This window comes from Paraburkholderia sejongensis (assembly GCF_020880815.1).
GTDB lineage: Bacteria > Pseudomonadota > Gammaproteobacteria > Burkholderiales > Burkholderiaceae > Paraburkholderia > Paraburkholderia sejongensis.
Map to the genome: position 1 here is coordinate 64,808 of NZ_JAJITD010000013.1, position 17,701 is coordinate 82,508.

At 61.6% G+C, this 17,701-nt stretch carries 8 protein-coding genes; 5 read left to right on the plus strand and 3 right to left on the minus strand.

Translation table 11 applies throughout. The features are described 5' to 3' along the window. Positions 1-66: 66 nt before the first annotated feature. Entirely contained in the window at positions 67-1,470 is a 1,404-nt protein-coding gene (locus LJ656_RS24045) for a replication initiation protein (RefSeq protein ID WP_230512018.1), read from the minus strand. Between the two features lie 1,053 nt (positions 1,471-2,523). Here LJ656_RS24045 and LJ656_RS24050 point away from each other — a divergent pair. Beyond that, positions 2,524-3,735: a ParA family protein gene (locus LJ656_RS24050; protein ID WP_230512019.1), complete on the plus strand. Its 1,212-nt coding sequence runs from the start codon at positions 2,524-2,526 to the stop codon at positions 3,733-3,735. Continuing rightward, the gene (locus LJ656_RS24055; RefSeq protein ID WP_230512129.1) at positions 3,732-4,709 is read left to right on the plus strand and encodes a ParB/RepB/Spo0J family partition protein; all 978 of its coding nucleotides are present in this window, start codon (positions 3,732-3,734) and stop codon (positions 4,707-4,709) included. Before LJ656_RS24050 ends, LJ656_RS24055 begins: the two co-directional genes overlap by 4 nt. 3,186 nt (positions 4,710-7,895) lie before the next feature. Here LJ656_RS24055 and LJ656_RS24060 read toward each other — a convergent pair. Next, complete coding sequence (locus LJ656_RS24060; protein WP_230512020.1) at positions 7,896-10,010, minus strand: esterase/lipase family protein; 2,115 nt, start codon at positions 10,008-10,010, stop codon at positions 7,896-7,898. A gap of 1,248 nt (positions 10,011-11,258) precedes the next feature. Between LJ656_RS24060 and LJ656_RS24065 the strand changes: the two genes are divergently transcribed. The 3 genes from LJ656_RS24065 to LJ656_RS24075 are packed head-to-tail and all read left to right on the plus strand — an operon-like array spanning position 11,259 to position 16,830. After that, a complete protein-coding gene (locus LJ656_RS24065; RefSeq protein ID WP_230512021.1) occupies positions 11,259-12,254 on the plus strand; it encodes an efflux RND transporter periplasmic adaptor subunit in 996 nt (331 codons plus the stop codon). Continuing rightward, positions 12,251-15,310, plus strand: coding sequence for an efflux RND transporter permease subunit (locus tag LJ656_RS24070; protein WP_230512022.1), 3,060 nt, complete (start codon positions 12,251-12,253; stop codon positions 15,308-15,310). Before LJ656_RS24065 ends, LJ656_RS24070 begins: the two co-directional genes overlap by 4 nt. After that, positions 15,307-16,830, plus strand: coding sequence for an efflux transporter outer membrane subunit (locus LJ656_RS24075; RefSeq protein WP_230512023.1), 1,524 nt, complete (start codon positions 15,307-15,309; stop codon positions 16,828-16,830). The genes LJ656_RS24070 and LJ656_RS24075 overlap by 4 nt, the downstream gene beginning before the upstream one ends. Before the next feature lie 165 nt (positions 16,831-16,995). Here the strand turns inward: LJ656_RS24075 and LJ656_RS24080 are convergent, their stop codons facing one another. Next, complete coding sequence (locus LJ656_RS24080; protein ID WP_230512024.1) at positions 16,996-17,337, minus strand: hypothetical protein; 342 nt, start codon at positions 17,335-17,337, stop codon at positions 16,996-16,998. Between the last annotated feature and the right edge of the window lie 364 nt (positions 17,338-17,701).

Genomic DNA, 17,701 nt, shown 5'->3' on the forward strand with positions numbered 1-17,701 from the left:
TTATGACCGCCCTATCACCGCACTCTCAGCGCGCTGATCCTCGCACTCTCAGCACTCTCAGCACCATCACGCGGCCGCGCGCGCCGCGTTCATCCGGCCGAACACGAACTGTCCCAGATACCAGACCAGCTCGGTATTCGCGAAGATCGCCTCTTCCGTCACCGTCGACGCCTCGAGCTTCATCCGCCGCAGCATCAGCTTGCCTTCGCGCGACGTCGTCCACGCGTGCATCAGCTCCTTGCGGGTCTTCGCGTCGGCCGCACTGAAGTAGTCGCGGCCCTTGCGCGAATCTTCGTTCATGCGCGCGCGCACTTCTTCTTCGCGGGTCGCGTGACTGTGCGCGATGCTCTGGCGCGTTTCGGTCCGCACCGCCTGCTCCTGCGCCTCGTCGGCGAGCAGCTTGGCCTGTACGTCGACCATCGTGCGCTCGGCGTCGGACATCTTCCAGTTGTCGCGCAGCGCTCGCATCAGATAGCCCGCCGGGCTCTTCTTGACCTGGCCGCGCTTGATCCGGAAGCGCGTGTATTCGACCGCCTGCTGGATGCGCTCGTCGGTCCAGATATCGCGGCTCTCCGAGATCTCGGTGAACTGCTTGGTCGACAGCCCGAACTCGTCGGTGAGAATCTTGTACAGGTGGCTCGCGTCCGCGAGGCTCGCGAGCACCGCGTCGGCGGTGTCCTTGCGTTTGAGCAGAAAGCGGATGCGGTCGATCTTCTTCGAGGTCGTCGATGCGGTGCGCGTCTCATACGACAGCTCGATATCTGACACCTCGTTGATCTCGCGCACCGCCGGTTCGAGCCAGTCGCGCTTGAAATATTTGAAGATCGCCGCGTTCGCGCCCATCTTGCCGGGCCAGTTGCGCATCTCCTCGAGCTGGATCCAGTCGGTGCGCGCGGCGGGTACGTGCGGCAGCACCTTGTCGTAGATCGCGCGCGCGAGCGAGCGCGTGAAGGCGGTGGAAATACGCAGACTCAGCCAGTGCGATTTCTGCGGGTCGCGGATATGCGGTACGAGCCGCGGATGCACGTCGAAGCGCATCCGCCCGCGATGAAAGCCGACCATACCGATCAGCTGAACCTGCACCCACAGGTCGTTTTCGGTCGGGTCGCGGTCCGCCGGCGTATTGGTCACGCGGACCTTGGCGTTCTGCGCTTCGTCGGCGATCGTGCGCAGATGCTTCAGATTGCGGCTGTCGTAACGCATCAGCCACTTGAAGTAGTTCAGCTCGACGTCGTACTGGTCGCGCTGCTCGGGCTCCTGCGCGACGATGAAGTACGCGGCATCGAGAAAGCGCCGCGCCGGCAGCCCCATGTTGACGATTTCGGTGAAGAAGTCGTTGCGCTGATAGCCGATTTCGCGATTGGCCTCGTTGATGCGCAATCCCTGGTCGAACATGTCTTCGAACAGCGCTAGCGCCATTTGACGCGAGGTCGCCTTGGACTTGCTCTCTTCCGGATTCTCCGCTGCCATGGTTTTCGTCCACTTTTTCGCTCCCGGGACTCTAAGCAGGTGTTGGTGAGCTGTCAACACACAGAACCTCACCATCGCGCACGCCGGACCGGTGCGCGGCGAAGGTCGACTTCGCGAACGCCGCTGCGCACACAAAACCTCACGGTCATACACAAGCAACCTCACCGTCAAACCGCTGCGCGCAGCCGCGAAGCCTTATGCGACGGCACTCCCGCCGCTGCGGCGAGCGCGGCGCACAACCTACCTCACCTTTGCCATACCCGCGTCGCCGATGCACATGGAGCCTCACCTTGGTGGGGAAAAAGCCTCACCTTGCTGCACAGCGAACCGCACCTTTGAACACATTCAACCTCACCCTTGACACAATGCACCTCACCTTGGAAACCCTAAGTAATTGAATCGACGCGAGATTGCCTTTCTCTGTAGGTTTGTTGGTTCGTTGTCGTTTTTAAAAAACAACCCACCAACCCAGCTGAGCAGAAACAAAAAAAATGGCGCAACGCAGCATGGTGAGGTTGATTGTGCAATTGTCGTTTCCGCTATCGCGATGTTTTTGAGGCGATGGTGAGGTTGCTTGTGCTTTGACCGCTTGACGTACTTTTTCCGGCCTGGGAAATGGCGGCTTCGGAGCTTTGCGGAGGGATCTTCCAGGTGAGGTTCGTTGTGCGTTTGACGTTGGGAAGGACTCCAGGCGATGTAATCACGGTGTTTCGGGTCACCGGAACGGTTTGAAGGTGAGGTCGATTGTGCGCGACCGTCTGAAGGGCGAGTCGCGGAACCGCGAAAGTGCACAAATGACCTCACCTGTTGCTGATTTTTTGATCAGCGAGGCGACTGGAAAGGCCCGCGGAGCAAGCAAGGTGAGGTCATTTGTGCGTGTTCAGGGCGAGCGGCTGCGCTCATGGAGCGCTGGAAGCGATGTGTTTTGACGCGCGGGTCCCGGAAAAATGTGAGAATGATCAAGAAAACTGCATAAAAACAGTAATTTAAAAAGCTATTTTCAAGTATTTCCTGTATTCTGAGGTTTCTAGAATTTCACGGAAAAACCTCAGAATGGTCAGAACGAGCCAACTTCCTGCCGTAGACCGAACCGTTCACTTTGAACAGATCAGCCAGTTCGCAGAAAAAGTCAGCATTTTTACGAATGAGCTTCGCGAGACGATTCTGGCTCCGCGTCCAAGAAAAACGGCTCCCGTTTTCAAAACCGGCGAAATCGCGGAGATGTGCAACATCTCGCATTCGCAGGTTCAGTACCTGGCGACCAAAGGCGACGGCGAACTGCCATCGGGCACGGCCGCGGGCACCGGCCGCACGCGTACCTTTACGCTTGAAGAGGCGCGGATCTGGGTGCAGAAGATTTCGGACATCTACCAGACGCCGCTTGTCACGCGTCTGAAGGAGCCGGACGGCAAGATCATCATCACCGCGCAGCTCAAAGGCGGCTCCGCCAAAACGACCACCACGATGTGTCTTGCGCAAGGACTGTCGCTGCGCGGCCGCAAAGTGCTGGTGGTCGATCTCGACCCGCAGGCATCGCTGTCCGAATTGTGCGGCCTGTACGCGGAAAAAGATGTGACGCCGGAAGACACGGTACTGCCCTACGTCTATGACCAGGACATCGAAGGTGGTCTTGAAGGCCGGATTCAGTCGACGTACTGGGACGGCATCGACCTGATTCCCGCGCATACCGAATTGATCGGCGCCGAGTTTCATCTGCCGGCCATGCAGAAAATGCGGCCGGGCTTCCGCTTCTGGACTGTGCTTCGCCAGGGCCTCGAGCCGCTGCGCAAAAAGTACGACTACATCCTGATGGATACGTCGCCGTCGCTGTCGTATATGAACCTGAATGCGCTGTTGGCCGCCGACGCGATGGTGATGCCGATGGTGCCGGAAAATCTCGACTTCATCAGTTCGCTGTCTTTCTGGCGCCTGTTCTCGGACGTGTCGAAAAGCTTTATCAAATTCGAGAAGGACAAGAGATACGACTTCGTTTCGCTGGTGTTGTCGCGGGTCGATTACGGGCGCAATTCGTCCGCGCCGATCGTGCGGGCCTGGGCGCAAAGTGCGTACGAAAACTGGCTGCACTCGATCGAGGTGCCGGCGAGCTCCGTGATGAGCACCGGCGCATTGGCGTTCTCGACCGTGTTCGATATCAGCAGCAACCACAGCGCGGCCAAATCGCTGCAACGCGTGCGGCAACCTCTCGTCGATTACTGTCGATGGATCGATGAGATTTATTCGGAAAAATGGAGGAACGCGCAATGAGCAATATGCGAGAACAGCTGCTGGCCAAGACGTCCGGCATTCGCAAAACCTCGTCCATCAATGAGGATGAGGTGAAGCGCAGCAATCGCACCCAGACGGCTCCGGGTCTCGCGGGCGCACTGGCCGTTGCGCAACTTCGCGTGCAGGAACTTGAGTCCACCGGCGTCGCGTCGCAACTGCCGGTGGGCGGGATTTTGCCGAATCCGTGGCAGCCGCGTCGCGTGTTCAACGAAGCCAAACTCGCCGAACTTGCGGAGTCGATCCGCGAAGTCGGGTTGATGCAACCGATCGTGGTTCGGCGGACGGGCGACGACTATCAGATCGTGGCGGGCGAGCGGCGCTGGCGCGCACACAAGATGCTGGGCCTCGACACGATCAAGGCAGTGGTTGCGGATTGCTCCGACTCGGACATGGCCGTGCTCGCGATGGTCGAAAACATCAGCCGCGACGACCTGGCCGACTACGAGATTGGTGTCGCGATTCGCCGCTCGGAGACGGAGTTTCCGAATCGCAAGCGGTTGGCCGAAGCGATGGGCTTGTCACGCGCAGGCCTGTATCAGTTCCTGTCGTTCGAGAATCTGCCGGATTTCATCAAGAAGGATCTGGATATTCAGCCTCGACTGCTGGGCGGAACGGCGGCGCAGGCAATCGCGGCGGCGATCAAGAAGCATGGGGACGATGGCGTTAAGGCTGCTCGTGAAATCTGGCCGTTGCTGGTCAGGGGCGAGATGGATCAGGGAAAGGCGGCCGCGGCGATTACCGCGTTGGCCACCCGGCAGACGACGTCGACCGGTACCAGCGGCCGCAGCATCGAAAAGTTTTTCGCCGGACGCGATCAGGCGGGCAGCATCACGAAGGACATCAGCAATTTCACGATCAAGATAAAGACAGGTGTGATTACCGAAGCGCAGGAAATCCAGATTCGCCAGTTGATTGGACAGATGTTCCAGTTGCAACCGAAGGCGACGGATTGATAGTTGGTTTGTTGGTTTAGCAAAGAGCCCGCTTAATGCGGGCTTTTTTATTGGTGGTGGCGTCGCGAGCTGGGGAGAGAGTATTTGGTGTCTAGATTCTAGACACTCCGTCACGGGCGCGCGGTGAGTGGCCTAGGCGAGGGGGGAGCGAGAAGTCCGGAGTTGGGTGTCTAGAGTCTAGACACGCAGGGCTGGAGAATATGAATCGGCGCCTGCGGTCACGGTCGTCGGGATGGATGACGGCGGGAGTCTGAACTCTAGGGACTCCCGCCAATGTCTGGCGACGCGCCTGAAGTCAACTCGATCGCGACGGATGGGCAGCGGCATGCGTCTAGGGCCGGGGCGCACACATTTGAGCCGGGGCCGAGGGGCATCGAGGACGCCCTCCGTTCGACGAAGGGGAGCAGTCTGTTGGCTAGAGACAGTCGAGCCGATAATCGGACGGGAATGGTTCAGGACTTATATGTTTCGCGGAGAGGCGCAGGCAGGTGTCTAGAGTATAGACACCTGAACCTAGCGTCGGCGGAGGAGCGACTCGGCGGAGGCGGAATTGGGTGTCTAGAGTCTAGACACACGCGACAGCGGTTGGGTGGGAAGCACTTCGAGCTTGGCCGTTCGGTGGCTGCGGTTCAGAAAAACCATCTGGCCTCTTCTGGGCACGCGTTTCGCGACGGGGCATCCGAAGCTGACATGTTCGGCGGCTACGCGCGGACGGTTTCCAGAATTCACACAGCTACGCCGAAGCTGCCACGGGCGCGTTCAACGGCTAGCGATTGGCCAGCGGTCAGTGTCTAGAGGCTAGACAGTTCGACGATCGGTTAGCGGTTGGGCATCAAAGGCAAAGATTGCGGGACGTCCCGGCACTCGATCGTCCTGCCGTGAATACGGTCGCCGATGCATAGCCGAGCAGCCATCGCTTAAAGGTGCGGCCCGGCCTGAAAGATCGAATTGTCTGTATCCCGCAGGCGTGCTCACGCATTCGACGGCTGCGAGGACAGTCTGGGTCGGCGTCTGGATTGCTGCCACAGATGAGCCGCCAACCCGATGGGATGAGGCGTGGGTGGATGTGTCGCATGATTACCGTACATCGATCATTCGTTGTCGCCGACAGATCATCGGAGTTGATACTCACGCTACGCGCGGGTGTGTCGAGAGCCGCACCGACGTATGTGCTACCGGAAGCAGAAATACCGCTGTGCCGCATCGAACTGCGGGCGGCGAATATATATAGCGGACGACGAAAAACGTCCCCAGGCGTACCAGACAGCGCAGACCGATACCGGTCCGCGGATTGGTTGACACCTTGTTGCGCCACTCCCTCCCGTAGGTGGCGCGAAATTACTGTCACAGCCTCTCACTGGCGTGAGGCCAATATTTGCGTTGCCGCGCGAGCAGGAGGGCCGCCTATGCTGGGTTTCGCCACGCGGAGTCGGGATATTGACGCACCCGCGTCATCTGCCTAACTGAACGAGAAGTCTGCCGTAAGCGAGTCCGACCAATAGGCCCACGCAACGGGGGACTGTTTGCGCTTATCCCCACTGATTGCACAGGCGCCGGATCTTTCGCCCATCATTGCGCGCACTCGCGCTCGAAGCGGTGCGAACTTTTTTGGGCCGCCAATGGCGAATGCATCGCGATGGAACCGGGCAGGACGTTTATCTCCGAGCCGCTTCAAATCTCAAATCAGAAACCTGTTGCGCGCTGGCGTTTTTGGAGGTCCGGCCCGCCGGACAATGTAGGGAACAACGCGACTTGGTACCTGCTGGTCACCCCTCGGCGACCTCGATCAACTTTCCTCAGTTGGATCGATGAGCCGAAAATCACGAGCAGTGAGCTGAGAACGGTCAGCCGGACAACGACAAACTCAAAGCCGGGCTCGACCGGAGCAATGAGTCCGGCCTTCGTGGGTTTGCACGAGCGAGCGCGATGGCAGCAAGCTCTGCTGTCCGCGCAGAAGCGCCGCGCCTAAATCTTGTTCTCGATCAGATTCTCAGAGCCCCGCTGTGACGAGAGCTGCCGCAGGGCCTTCATCGATCGTGAGCGTCCGAAGCGATTTAGCGCTGGTCGGCAACGCCTTCCCACAGAGTTGGGAAGAAGCATCACCATGCTGCACGGCCCCGAAACCGGCGCGGTGACAACGCAATAACCGCGCCGAATTGAACTAGATTGAGGCCCGTGTTTGATCAAGGCGATCGCGAGAAGGCCTCAGGATCCAGCGAGTTTCGGTGACAAGGCACCCACTTCCACCGCGGTTGGTGCAGTTAGGAATATCTACCCTCGCTAGGTAACCGCTCCGCCGTCCCGCCAGCGATGACTGATCCAATGCGGCCCGCGCGTTCCACGGCTGCCGTTCATCAACGCCTGACCAATGGCCGATCCTCTTGAAAGGTCAGCCAGCGTCGCGCGACTGGCGGGGTTAAAGATCGGGGATAGTTTGGGACGCGTACTGGCGGCCGTCTTGAGCAGCGGCGCCGCTCCCTCCAGGAGCATGTCCGTGTCTCGGCGCGCGTGTTATCCGGTCGCGCAGCCGCTTCTCTTCAACAAAGCAGTCGCAGCCGCCGCGCTACACCGCAACCATCGCGACATCATTTGGGGCGAACCGCAAGCCGATATCGAAAAGAAAGGAGAGAGTGTAGGCGAGGTGTGGGTCTTGAGCATCTGTCGCGAATGGTCGTCCGCAACTCACCCCTGCAAGCCATCGCGCTGACCGTCGCGCGAAAAAACGCCACGCGTACTCATCGGCTCAGCGTGACAAGTCCCACATATCGACGACCGGAGAAGGTGAGGATCGATCACAGCGGATGTCAGCCGATAAACGGGGACATAACAAAACCTTAGCTGCCATCCTTATAGAAAACAAATTACCTCGCTACTTCCCGCTCCAGCGCAATAACGCTCTACCCCAAAGCGAATCTGCCTATTTTTTCGCCGTGAAACATCAAAGCACATCAGCATTCGGTCGTAACCCAATGTTTCTAAACAAAATTTAAAAAATTTATAGCCAATGTTCCACGAAAAAGGGCGGTATCTACCCAAAAATCGGGCTCACTCGCACAACCTCGAGTCTTAAACGCATCCGCCCGCACACAGCTACGCAACACGTAGCATTCAATACGTAATTTGTAGCAAATAAATTAACGCGCCCGAACACGGGTTTCCAAGACATTTCCACGCCCATCCGCGCATTTATGTCCCAACCCCCGCTTCCCCGCAAACCTCACCCCGCAGATCGACCTGCTCGATGTCCTCGTGCAGGATCCGCCGGATTTCGAGAATCGCCTGCGGCGTTTCCTGCACGCTATGCCCGGCCACGATCACTTTCTCTGAAAGCGCGCCCGCGAGGTGCGCGCTGTGGAAAGGCACCACCCCGTCGTTGGAATCGTCGAGCGGGCCGTTCTCGCGGCGTCGCGCGATGATCGAGTGAAAGCACACTTGCGGACTGATCGGCAGTTGCGAGGTCGCCCGGATCATCGGGTCGCTCTCGCGCAATTGCTCGATGCTGTTCGGCACGTGCAGTGTCGTGCCCTGCGAATCGATGTCGGTCGCGGTCTGCAGCACGTCTTCGATTTCATTGAGCAGCGCGAGCGGCAAGCGCACAAGGTTCGCGGCCCAACGCGACAAACGGTTGCTCGCGAACGGCGTGCCTCGATGCGGCGCGGCGATGAAGATCGCGCGTTCGACCTGCGGCATCGGCGTAAAGCTCAGCAGCCGATTGAGCCGCTCTTCATCGCGATCGACGTCCGCCCCTTCAGGCACGTACGCGTCCTTGAATGCACTCCACAGTTCGTCGCCGGAACTCGACACCAGCAGTCGCGCCAACACCCCGCCCATGCTATGCCCGATCAGCACCATCCCATGCGACGCGGGTGCCGAGCCATACGGATCGAAGTGCGCGAGCGTCTGTTGCGCGGCGCGCCGGATGCGCGCGAGGTTGACCAGAATCGGCACGTTGGTCGGGTAGTAGACCTGCCACACCTGAAAATGCTGGCGCAATAGTTCGTCGCCCTGAATTTCGTTGGCGACGTTGACCCATGCCTCCGGACTGCTCGCGAGACCATGCAGCATCAGGATGATCCGGCGATTCGGATCGTACGGCTGCATCATATAGATGCGCGGACTATCGATCCCCCGCGCGCGTCCGAACAACGTGCGCAGCGACTGACCGGCAAAGCCCGAGCGGGCGAGCCAGATACCGTAGCCCGCGCTGAAGTTCGCCGCGAGCGGCACAGTCTGGCCATGCCGTTGCACGCTCTCTTCGCGATACGGATCGTAGACCGACAACACGACGTCGTGCGACGCGAGCACCTGTTCGAGCGAATCTTCGCTGAAGCCGATCAGCGCGGTCACGTTGGGCGACGGCATTTCGCTGAAAAACTGCGTCACCCGCGCGGGCCGCTTCGGCCGCGCACCGCCGCGCGGCGACATGCCGGCCGCGGCCTGCGCATCTGTGCTGCCGCGCATATTGCCGCCGGCGTCGGCGTCAGTACCGGCTGCGGCGTCGGCACGGATCTCGCTGCGCTGCGCGTCCGCCGCATTGCCATCGACTTCGCCAGGCTGTTCGGGCGGCGCCACGTTCATGACAGCGACGAGTTCCGCGCCAAGGCCATCGCGCCGGTAGATGCTGCGGATTCCCGCGAACGACAGGCGCGATGCGGGGATCACCTCACGCGGTTCGCGCACGCCTTCCGGCAAACGCACCCGGCTCAGATCGATATGGATGCTCCAGCCCGCGATCAGCTGCGTGCCCGGCTCGTCGCTGCCGGCGTCGGTATGCAGCGCGCCGTGCACGAACAGCGCCCGGGCGAGTTCCTGCGCCGCATAGTTATAGTAGTCGCGCACCTGGGTTTGCCGATCCTCGAACGCGCGCTCGCCGGCGGTGCGTTGACCGAGGAACAGGAACGCATAGGAAAATCGCACGGCTCTGAGCCACAGATCGAATTGCGCGTCGCTCCATTCGGTCGCATTGGCCGGTGTGTTGTTAATGGCCATTTGCAGCGACAACTCGGCGAGGCTCGCGAGCCGGCGATCGGTGTTGATCGCGCCGAGGCTCGAAATGGTATGGATGCAGTCGAGCGGCGCGCGCTGACAGGTGTTCTCGTCGAGTGCGGCCACGTGCAGCGTGTCGCGCGTCGCCGCGCTGAGCCGGCCGGTGGACAGAATATCGCCGCGCCGCATTGCGATGTACTGCTCGGGGCCGAGCGAGCTGACGGTCACCATCGCGCAGCCGGATAGCATACTGAGCGCGACCAGCGCGAGCGTCAGACCGCGAGGAATCGATAGCCGGCACGCGCGCGTCATCATGCGATGGCCCCGGTCGCGCGACGTATATTCCGGCGCGCAGCGCATGGTTCAGTCTTACGCGCTGCCGTGCAGTCAGTCATCGTGCTGTGGGCCCTTGTCATCGCTGAATGACCGGAAGAAACCCGCCGATTGCGCGGAGCTTTGCGTGGCCGGCCGACTGTGGCGCGGCTGCGGCCGGCGGCCGTCGCGCGCCGATTCGACTTATGTGCCGCAACCAGCCGTAGGGGACAAGCGAGTCCAAAGGAATGGCTCGATTCGCCGAGTACTGTACGCGTGGCCAATTGCTTGCGCAAGGACAGCAAAGGCGGGCGCCGTGGATCGAATGCCGGATGAAAGTTGGCCGAATAGCAATTCAACTGTGTTCGCCATAGACGAAGCGCGATTCCTTTAAACATATAGCGATTACCGCATCAAAGCGCTGCTTGGCAAAGCGGAATAGGCACCCCGGTCTTTTCGACGATGGACGTCAGAAAAACATGGAATAAATCTTCTTCCGTTGGTTGGCATCCACAGCAATTGACGGCGCGTGCATTGATCGGCCATCATGCCGCTAATGAACTCTGCGAGGGGACGGTGACGTACACGTGACACGAGTGCTCCGCTTATTGATGTCGTGGCGATACCGCTTATCGAAGCTTAAGCGGACTGACTGTCGGTTCGGCGCGAGCCAACGGATCGTCCGCATGACCGGATGCCTGATAAGCGGAGTCGGAATGCCAATACGCGTATTGCCGTTGCAGTCATTGTCCTTTAACCCAAATAGCTAATCCTCTGAGTCGTTGTCCGGAGAGCAAGTGGCCTGCCAGTTCGACTGGTTACGCCAACGAACAGGGAATGAATCTGGAACACGAGGAACGAGCATGAAAACACTGCTTCGCGCTGCGCAAGTGCCAACCGGCAAATCACCGTAACTTCCAATACAGCGTTTGATCGACGGTGCCGGGATGATAAGAGGGCGCAGGCAAGCCTCTGAATCGGAATGGCTTTGGATGTTGCAGCGAACGCGCTCACGGCGCCGCTGCAACGGAACCCTATGAAGTCCTGAGCAACCTGTTAAGCGGCGCCAGCGCGCAACCGTCAGGTGCAGTGTGGCCGCGCGTTCGACCCGGGTTGCGCCAGTAGTCAGCCGAGAACGTCATGAATGCAAACCGCTTCGCTGCAGCGCCGGTTCCCCGACTGGCCGGCGCCGCATTGCTCTGTTGTGTAGTTGCGCTGTCCCTGGCCGCGTGCCAACGCCAGACCGAAACGGTGAGCGCCGATACGCGGCCGGCTGTGCAGCTGACCCGGCTCGAACCGGCCGATGCCTCTGCGATCCGTATTTTCACCGGCCGCGTCGAGCAGACCAGCATTTCGCCGCTCGCGTTCGAAGTGCCGGGCCGCGTCGTGCAGATTGCGGTGCTCGAAGGCGCGGCGGTCAAACGCGGTCAGCTGATCGCGCGGATCGATGAGGAACCCTACGCGCTGCAGCTGCAACGCGCGAATGCGCAGTACCAGCAGCTCGCCGACAACCTGAAGCGTCAGGCGGTATTGCGCAAGGACGGGATTCTGTCGCAGGCCGGCTATGACCAGTTATCGGCAGCCGCCGACGCCGCGCGCGCGGCCCGCGATCTGGCGAGCCGCGACCTGCGCAACACCCGTCTGGTCGCGCCGTTCGACGGCCGGGTCGCTCGCCGCAACATCGAAGTCCAGCAGATGGTGCAGGCGGGGGCGCCCGCCTTCAATTTCGAAAACGTCGGCCGCGTCGATATCGGCGTCGATCTACCTCAGAGCCTTGCCGAGCGCCTGCTGGTCGACAAGACGCTGCGTGCCGAAGCCTGGCTGCCCGAGCGGCCCACCGAGCGCTTTCCGCTGGTGTTCCGCGAACGGACCACGCAGAGCACGCCGACTTCCGGCGGCTATCGACTGGTGTTCTCGGTGCAGGGCCAGCAAAGCGCGTTGCTGTTCCCCGGCATGGCATTGCGCGTGCAGATTTCCGATACCGCGCGGCAGGTCGCGCAGCGCGACAACAGTTACTACGCGATTCCGATCGCGGCGCTGTCGATCGGCGCCGACGGTCAGCGCAGTCTGTGGCGCTACGATGCCGCGTCCGGTCGCGTGCACGCGGTGCCGGTCAACGTGCGCGAAATCCGCAATGACGACGCGGTCGTCAGCGGCGCGGTGGCGGAGGGCGACCGCGTGGTGGCAGGCGGCTCGCAGTTCATGAAAGAGGGAATGGCAGTCCGTCCGATGGATGCACCTCAATGAACCTCGCCCGCCCTCTTATCGAAAAGCCGCTGATCGCGTGGGTGCTGACGCTGATCTCGCTGTTGGGCGGCATCTTCGCGTACCTCAACATCGGCCGGCTCGAAGACCCGAAGTTCACGATCAAGACCGCGGTCGTCGTCACGCTCTATCCGGGCGCGAGCGCGCACGAGGTCGAGCAGGAAGTGACGGACCGGATCGAAAGCGCGATTCAACAGATGCCGCAGGTCGAAAAACTGAATTCGCGTTCGACGCCGGGGTACTCGGAAGTGCGCGTGCAGATCCGCGATCAGTACACGTCGGCACAACTGCCGCAAGTGTGGGACGAGTTGCGCAAGACGGTATCGGATGCGCAGATCCGCTTGCCGCCGGGCGCGGGCCCGACACTCGTGCTCGACCGTTTCGGCGACGTCTACGGGATGTTCTATGCGCTGACCGGCGAGGGCTATACGCAGGCGCAGCTGTATGAATATGCGCGCGAACTGCGCCGCCAGTTGCTGACGCTCGACGACGTGTCGGACATCGTGATCGCCGGCAACCAGCAGGAGCAGATCTCGGTCGACGTCGACCAGTCGCAACTGATCGCCAACAATCTGTCCACCGACGATCTCGCGCAGACGCTGTTCCTGCAAAACGAGGTACGTCCCGCGGGCCGCGAACGCGTCGGCGATCTGTCGTTGCGGATCGCGCCGACCGGCTCACTCGATTCGTTACAGGCGATCCGCTCGCTGCCGGTCGGCAATGCAGGCGGACCGCTGCTGCTCGGCGACATCGGGCGCGTGAGCCACGGCTACGCGACGATTCCGAATCAGGTGATTCACTACAATGGTCAGCCGGCGGTCACGATCGGCATTAGCGCGAGACCGCGCGTGAACGTGGTGCGAGTCGGCGCGGACATCAAGGCGAAACTCGCCGAACTGGAACGCGATCGCCCGATCGGTATGAAGCTTCATTCGCTCTACGATCAGCCGCAGGTCGTCGACGAGAGCGTGCGAGGGTTCATTTTCGACGTGTTCCTGTCGGTGGCGATCGTCGGTGTCGCGCTGGGCATCGCGCTCGGCTGGCGCGCGGGCGTCGTGCTCGGCGTCGAGCTGTTCCTGTCGATCCTCGGTACGCTGCTGATCATGTACGCGGCGGGCATCGAGTTGCAGCGCATCTCGCTCGGCGCGCTGATCATCGTGATGGGGATGCTGACCGACAACAGCATCGTGGTGGTCGAGGGCATGCTCGTGAAGGTCCAGCGCGGCATGTCGCATCTGCAGGCGGCGACCGAAATTCTCAAGCAGAGCCAATGGTTGCTGCTCGCGTCGACCATCGTCGGGATTCTGGCTTTCTCGGGCATCGGCCTGTCGCCGGATTCGGTCGGCGAGTTCTGCGCGTCGCTGTTCGCCGTGGCTGCCATTTCGCTGCTATTTAGCTGGGTGATCGCGATCGCGCTGACGCCGCTGTTCGGCACGTATCTGTTCAAACCCGCGGACATCATCGATGAAGACCCGTTCAAGTCGAAACTGTACAAGCGCTATGGCGAGCTGTTGTCATGGGTCACCCGCCGGCGCGTAATCGTGGTGATCGGCCTCGTCGCGATGACGGTGCTTGCCGGCTGGGCGTTCCGTTTCGTCGAACAGAGCTTCTTCCCCGCGTCGACCACGCCGATCTTTTATGTCGATATGCGCCTGCCACGCGGCGCCGATATTCGCGCGGTCGTCGAAAGGAGCCGCGAAGTCGAGAAGGTGCTGCTCAAGCATGAGGACGTCGTCAATGTGCAGACCTATATCGGCTCGGGCGCGACGCGTTTCTTCCTCGTCTACGATCCGGAGACGCGCGATCCGTCGTATGCGCAGTTCATCGTCGGCGCGAAGGATCAGAGTCTGATCGATCACATGCTGCCCGAAATCGAAGCGGATCTGAAAAAGCGCTTCCCCGAACAGCACTGGACCGTCACGCGGCCGAACTTCGGTCCTGGCGGTGGCGCGGCCATTCAGGCGCGTTTCTCCGGACCCGATCCGGCGGAGCTGCGCCGCCTGTCGCAGGAAGCGCAGAAGGTGCTGACGGCCGACGGCCGCATCATCGCGATTCGCGACGACTGGGAGAATCCGATCAGCATCGTGCGGCCGCAATTCGACGAATCGCGCGCGCGTTCGCTGGGCGTCACGCGCCGGCAGGTCACCGACACGATGGCTTATGCGACCGAAGGCCTGCGCGCCGGTATCTATCGCGAGGGCGATCAGCTGCTGCCGATCGTACTCCGCTCGCCCGACTATACGCGCGGCGTGGCCGGTCTTCAGGACCTCCAGGTATTCAGCGCGGGGCTGCGCCGTTACGTGCCGCTCGGCGACGTGGTGGGCAGCTTCACGGTCGGCACCGAGGAAGGCCAGATCGCGCGCGAGAACCGGATTCGCACGCTGACTGTGTCGGCCAATCCGGTCTATGGCCAGAATAGTGTCGACGCGTTCAACCGCATCCGTCCTGGCATCGAGAACATCAAACTGCCACCCGGCTACAGCTTCGAATGGGGCGGCGAGCACGAATCGTCGACCCGTGCGCAGGAGAGCCTGTTCCGGCAGTTGCCGCTCGGTTTCATCGCGATGGCGCTGATCGTGTTGATGATGTTCGGACGCCTGAGGCCGGCGCTCGTCGTGCTGCTCGTCGTGCCGATGTCGATCTGCGGCGTGACGCTCGGTCTGCTGCTGTTTCGCGGCGCATTCGGCTTCATGGCGCTGCTCGGGCTCCTGAGTTTGTTTGGGATGCTGATCAAGAACGGCGTCGTGCTCGTCGAAGAGATGGACAGCCAGATCGCCGCGGGCGTGCCGCGCATGCAGGCGGTGACCCAGGGTGCGATGAGCCGGCTGCGGCCGGTGGTCCTCGGCGGCGGCACGACCGCGCTCGGGATGGCGCCGTTGTTATGGGATCCTTTCTTCAAGGACATGGCGATCACGATCATGGCGGGCCTGGCTTTTGCCACCGTGCTGACGTTGGTCGCGGTACCGGCGCTGTACTCGATGCTGTTTTCGATCAGGCAGTCGGAATGGGAGCCGGGCCAACACCCGGAGGAAAAATGATCCGCGCGCGTCCTTACCTCTTTGCGATCGCGGCCCTGCTGCTCGAAGCCGGCTGCACCGGATCGCTGCAGCTCGAGAAGCCGGCCGAGTTCGCGCCGCAATATTCGCAGGCGCAAAGCACCGCGGCGACGCCGATGTCCGCGCAGGATCTGGCGACATGGTGGACCCAGTACAACGATCCGACGCTGAACCGGCTGATCGAACTTGCGCTGGCCCGCAACTTCGACATTGCCACCGCGTTCGCGCGCGTAGACCAGGTGCAGGCCGGCATTCGCGCGGCTCGCTCGCAGTTGCTGCCGTCGGTCGGTGTCGGCGTGAGCGCCGCGCGCTATCACGGCGGCGAAACGCAGCTCGAGTTCGAGGAAATACTCGGCATCAACAATACCGACGCGCAGTTCTGGCGCGTCGGCCTGCAGGCGCAATGGGAGGTCGATCTGTTCGGGCGCGGCCGGGCCCGACTGTCGGCGTCCCGCGAGCAGACCCGCGCGGCCGCGGGCGATGCGGAAGCGGTGCGTCTGAGCGTGGTGTCGGGTGTCGCCGATCTGTACGTCACGTATCGCGGGCTGCTGCGACAACGCACGATCCTGCTGCAAAGTCACGCGATCGCGGACGATTTCGTCAATATCGCGGAGAAGAGTTTCACCGCGGGGCTCGTGCTCAGCACCGATATCGAAGCGGCGCGCGCCGGCCGCGCGCAGGTCGAAGCGCGCTTGCAGGAAGTGGAGAACGGCATCGCGCAGGCGCGCCTCAATTTGCAGAATCTGTGCGGCGTGCAGCCGGAGGAATTCGCAGGAGTCCTCGACGACAGCGATACATTGATGGCGGCGCTGCCGGGCATCGAGCCGGGCCAGCCGGTCGACCTGCTGATGCGCAGGCCGGACCTGATCGCCGCGCAGGCGCGTCTGAACGCGGCGGTCCGGCAGTCGGACGTCGCGCGTCTCAATTACTGGCCGACCGTGTCGCTGAGCGCGTTGCTCGCGCGCAATGGCTGGGAGATCGCCGGTCAGAGTCTGGGGCCGAGCACGTTCTGGCTGTTCGGCGCGGCGATGGCGATGCCGCTGATCGACTTCGGCGCGCGGCGCTCGCAAGTGGAGTCGTCGGATGCGCAGGCGCAGCAGGCGAACTTCGCGTATGAAAAGGCGGCGCTCGGCGCGTTCTACGACGTCGAACGCGCGTTGGCACGCTTGAACCGCCAGGACGAGCTATTCAAGGCACGTGACGAAGAAGTCACGCGACGCACGACGCAGCTAGGCCAGGTGCAGCGCCGCTATGAAGTCGGCGATACCGGTCGCCTCGATATCGATCAGGTGCGGGTTGCGTTGCTGGAAAGCCAGTCGTCGCAGGTCAGGGAGCAGGTTGGAAAATTGCAGGCGCAGTTCGCGTTGTTCCGGGCGATGGGCGGCGGCTGGCTCGCGAATCCTCCGGTGGCTGCGAACGGGCAAGCGCCCGCGGAACCGGCGCCCGCGACCGCAAGCGGACCGGCGCCGGCTTCACAGCAAGCCGCCGAGAACGCCAAATAAGACCGGATGCCTAAATAAAAACGCCGTCACCGCTAGATTGCGGCGACGGCGTTTTTGCTATTTGCTCCGGCAGTCGGGCCGCGGTCGGGGCGCAAGCGGAAACCCAACAGTACGCAATCACGCCGGCGACGTCGCGCCGGCGCGGGAAGCCCCGACGATGTCCGCTTATTGAGGCGCGGACGCCGACATCGTCGCCGTCGCGCGCTGACGCGATTCCGAAACCGACTGGTTGCGCTGTTCGCGGGCCTGCCGCTGTGACTCCTTCATTTTCGCCCGAGCCTCGGCGTTCGCCGCGCGTTGCTTTTTGTTCGCCTCGCGCACTTCCATCCGTTTCTGAACGATCGGGTCGCTATGCGTTGTATTTGCGCCAGCAGCCGGTGCGGCGCCCGCGGGGGGCGCGGCACCGGCGTCCGGCTGGGCCGGCTGCTGCGCGAGTGCCGGTCCGGCAGCGAGAACACTGAAGACGACCAATGCAGAAGCGATTCCAAGAGTAGTACGTGCCATCATTTAGACTCCACCAGTTAATACCACTAATTACTTTACGGAGTTGCTGAACAGATGTTTTTGTGACCGCGCCCCCCGGCTATTGCCTGACGGGGTTGTCGGAATGCTCAGGAATATACCTTCACATTTCCGCGCGATTCCAATGCCGCCGCGCGACTGACTTACGGATGACATAGTCAGGCAAAGATATTCTTTCCCGCCGGCGGCAAAGCGCATGTACGTTGCACGCAGCGCCCACTTTAACACTCTGCTCGAAGCATGCAACGGGTACGTATCGTAAGACGACGATTAACCCGTTGTCGAGGATAGAGGATTTGACTCGCTTGTCAAATCCGCATGCGGTTCACAACGGCCAATAGCGCGCGAG

Bases quoted from the DNA above. Each gene is read 5' to 3' on its own strand.
- LJ656_RS24045 (WP_230512018.1), bottom strand. From the start codon at position 1,470: ATGGCAGCGGAGAATCCGGAAGAGAGCAAGTCCAAGGCGACCTCGCGT.
- LJ656_RS24050 (WP_230512019.1), top strand. From the start codon at position 2,524: ATGGTCAGAACGAGCCAACTTCCTGCCGTAGACCGAACCGTTCACTTT.
- LJ656_RS24055 (WP_230512129.1), top strand. From the start codon at position 3,732: ATGAGCAATATGCGAGAACAGCTGCTGGCCAAGACGTCCGGCATTCGC.
- LJ656_RS24060 (WP_230512020.1), bottom strand. From the start codon at position 10,010: ATGATGACGCGCGCGTGCCGGCTATCGATTCCTCGCGGTCTGACGCTC.
- LJ656_RS24070 (WP_230512022.1), top strand. From the start codon at position 12,251: ATGAACCTCGCCCGCCCTCTTATCGAAAAGCCGCTGATCGCGTGGGTG.
- LJ656_RS24075 (WP_230512023.1), top strand. From the start codon at position 15,307: ATGATCCGCGCGCGTCCTTACCTCTTTGCGATCGCGGCCCTGCTGCTC.
- LJ656_RS24080 (WP_230512024.1), bottom strand. From the start codon at position 17,337: ATGATGGCACGTACTACTCTTGGAATCGCTTCTGCATTGGTCGTCTTC.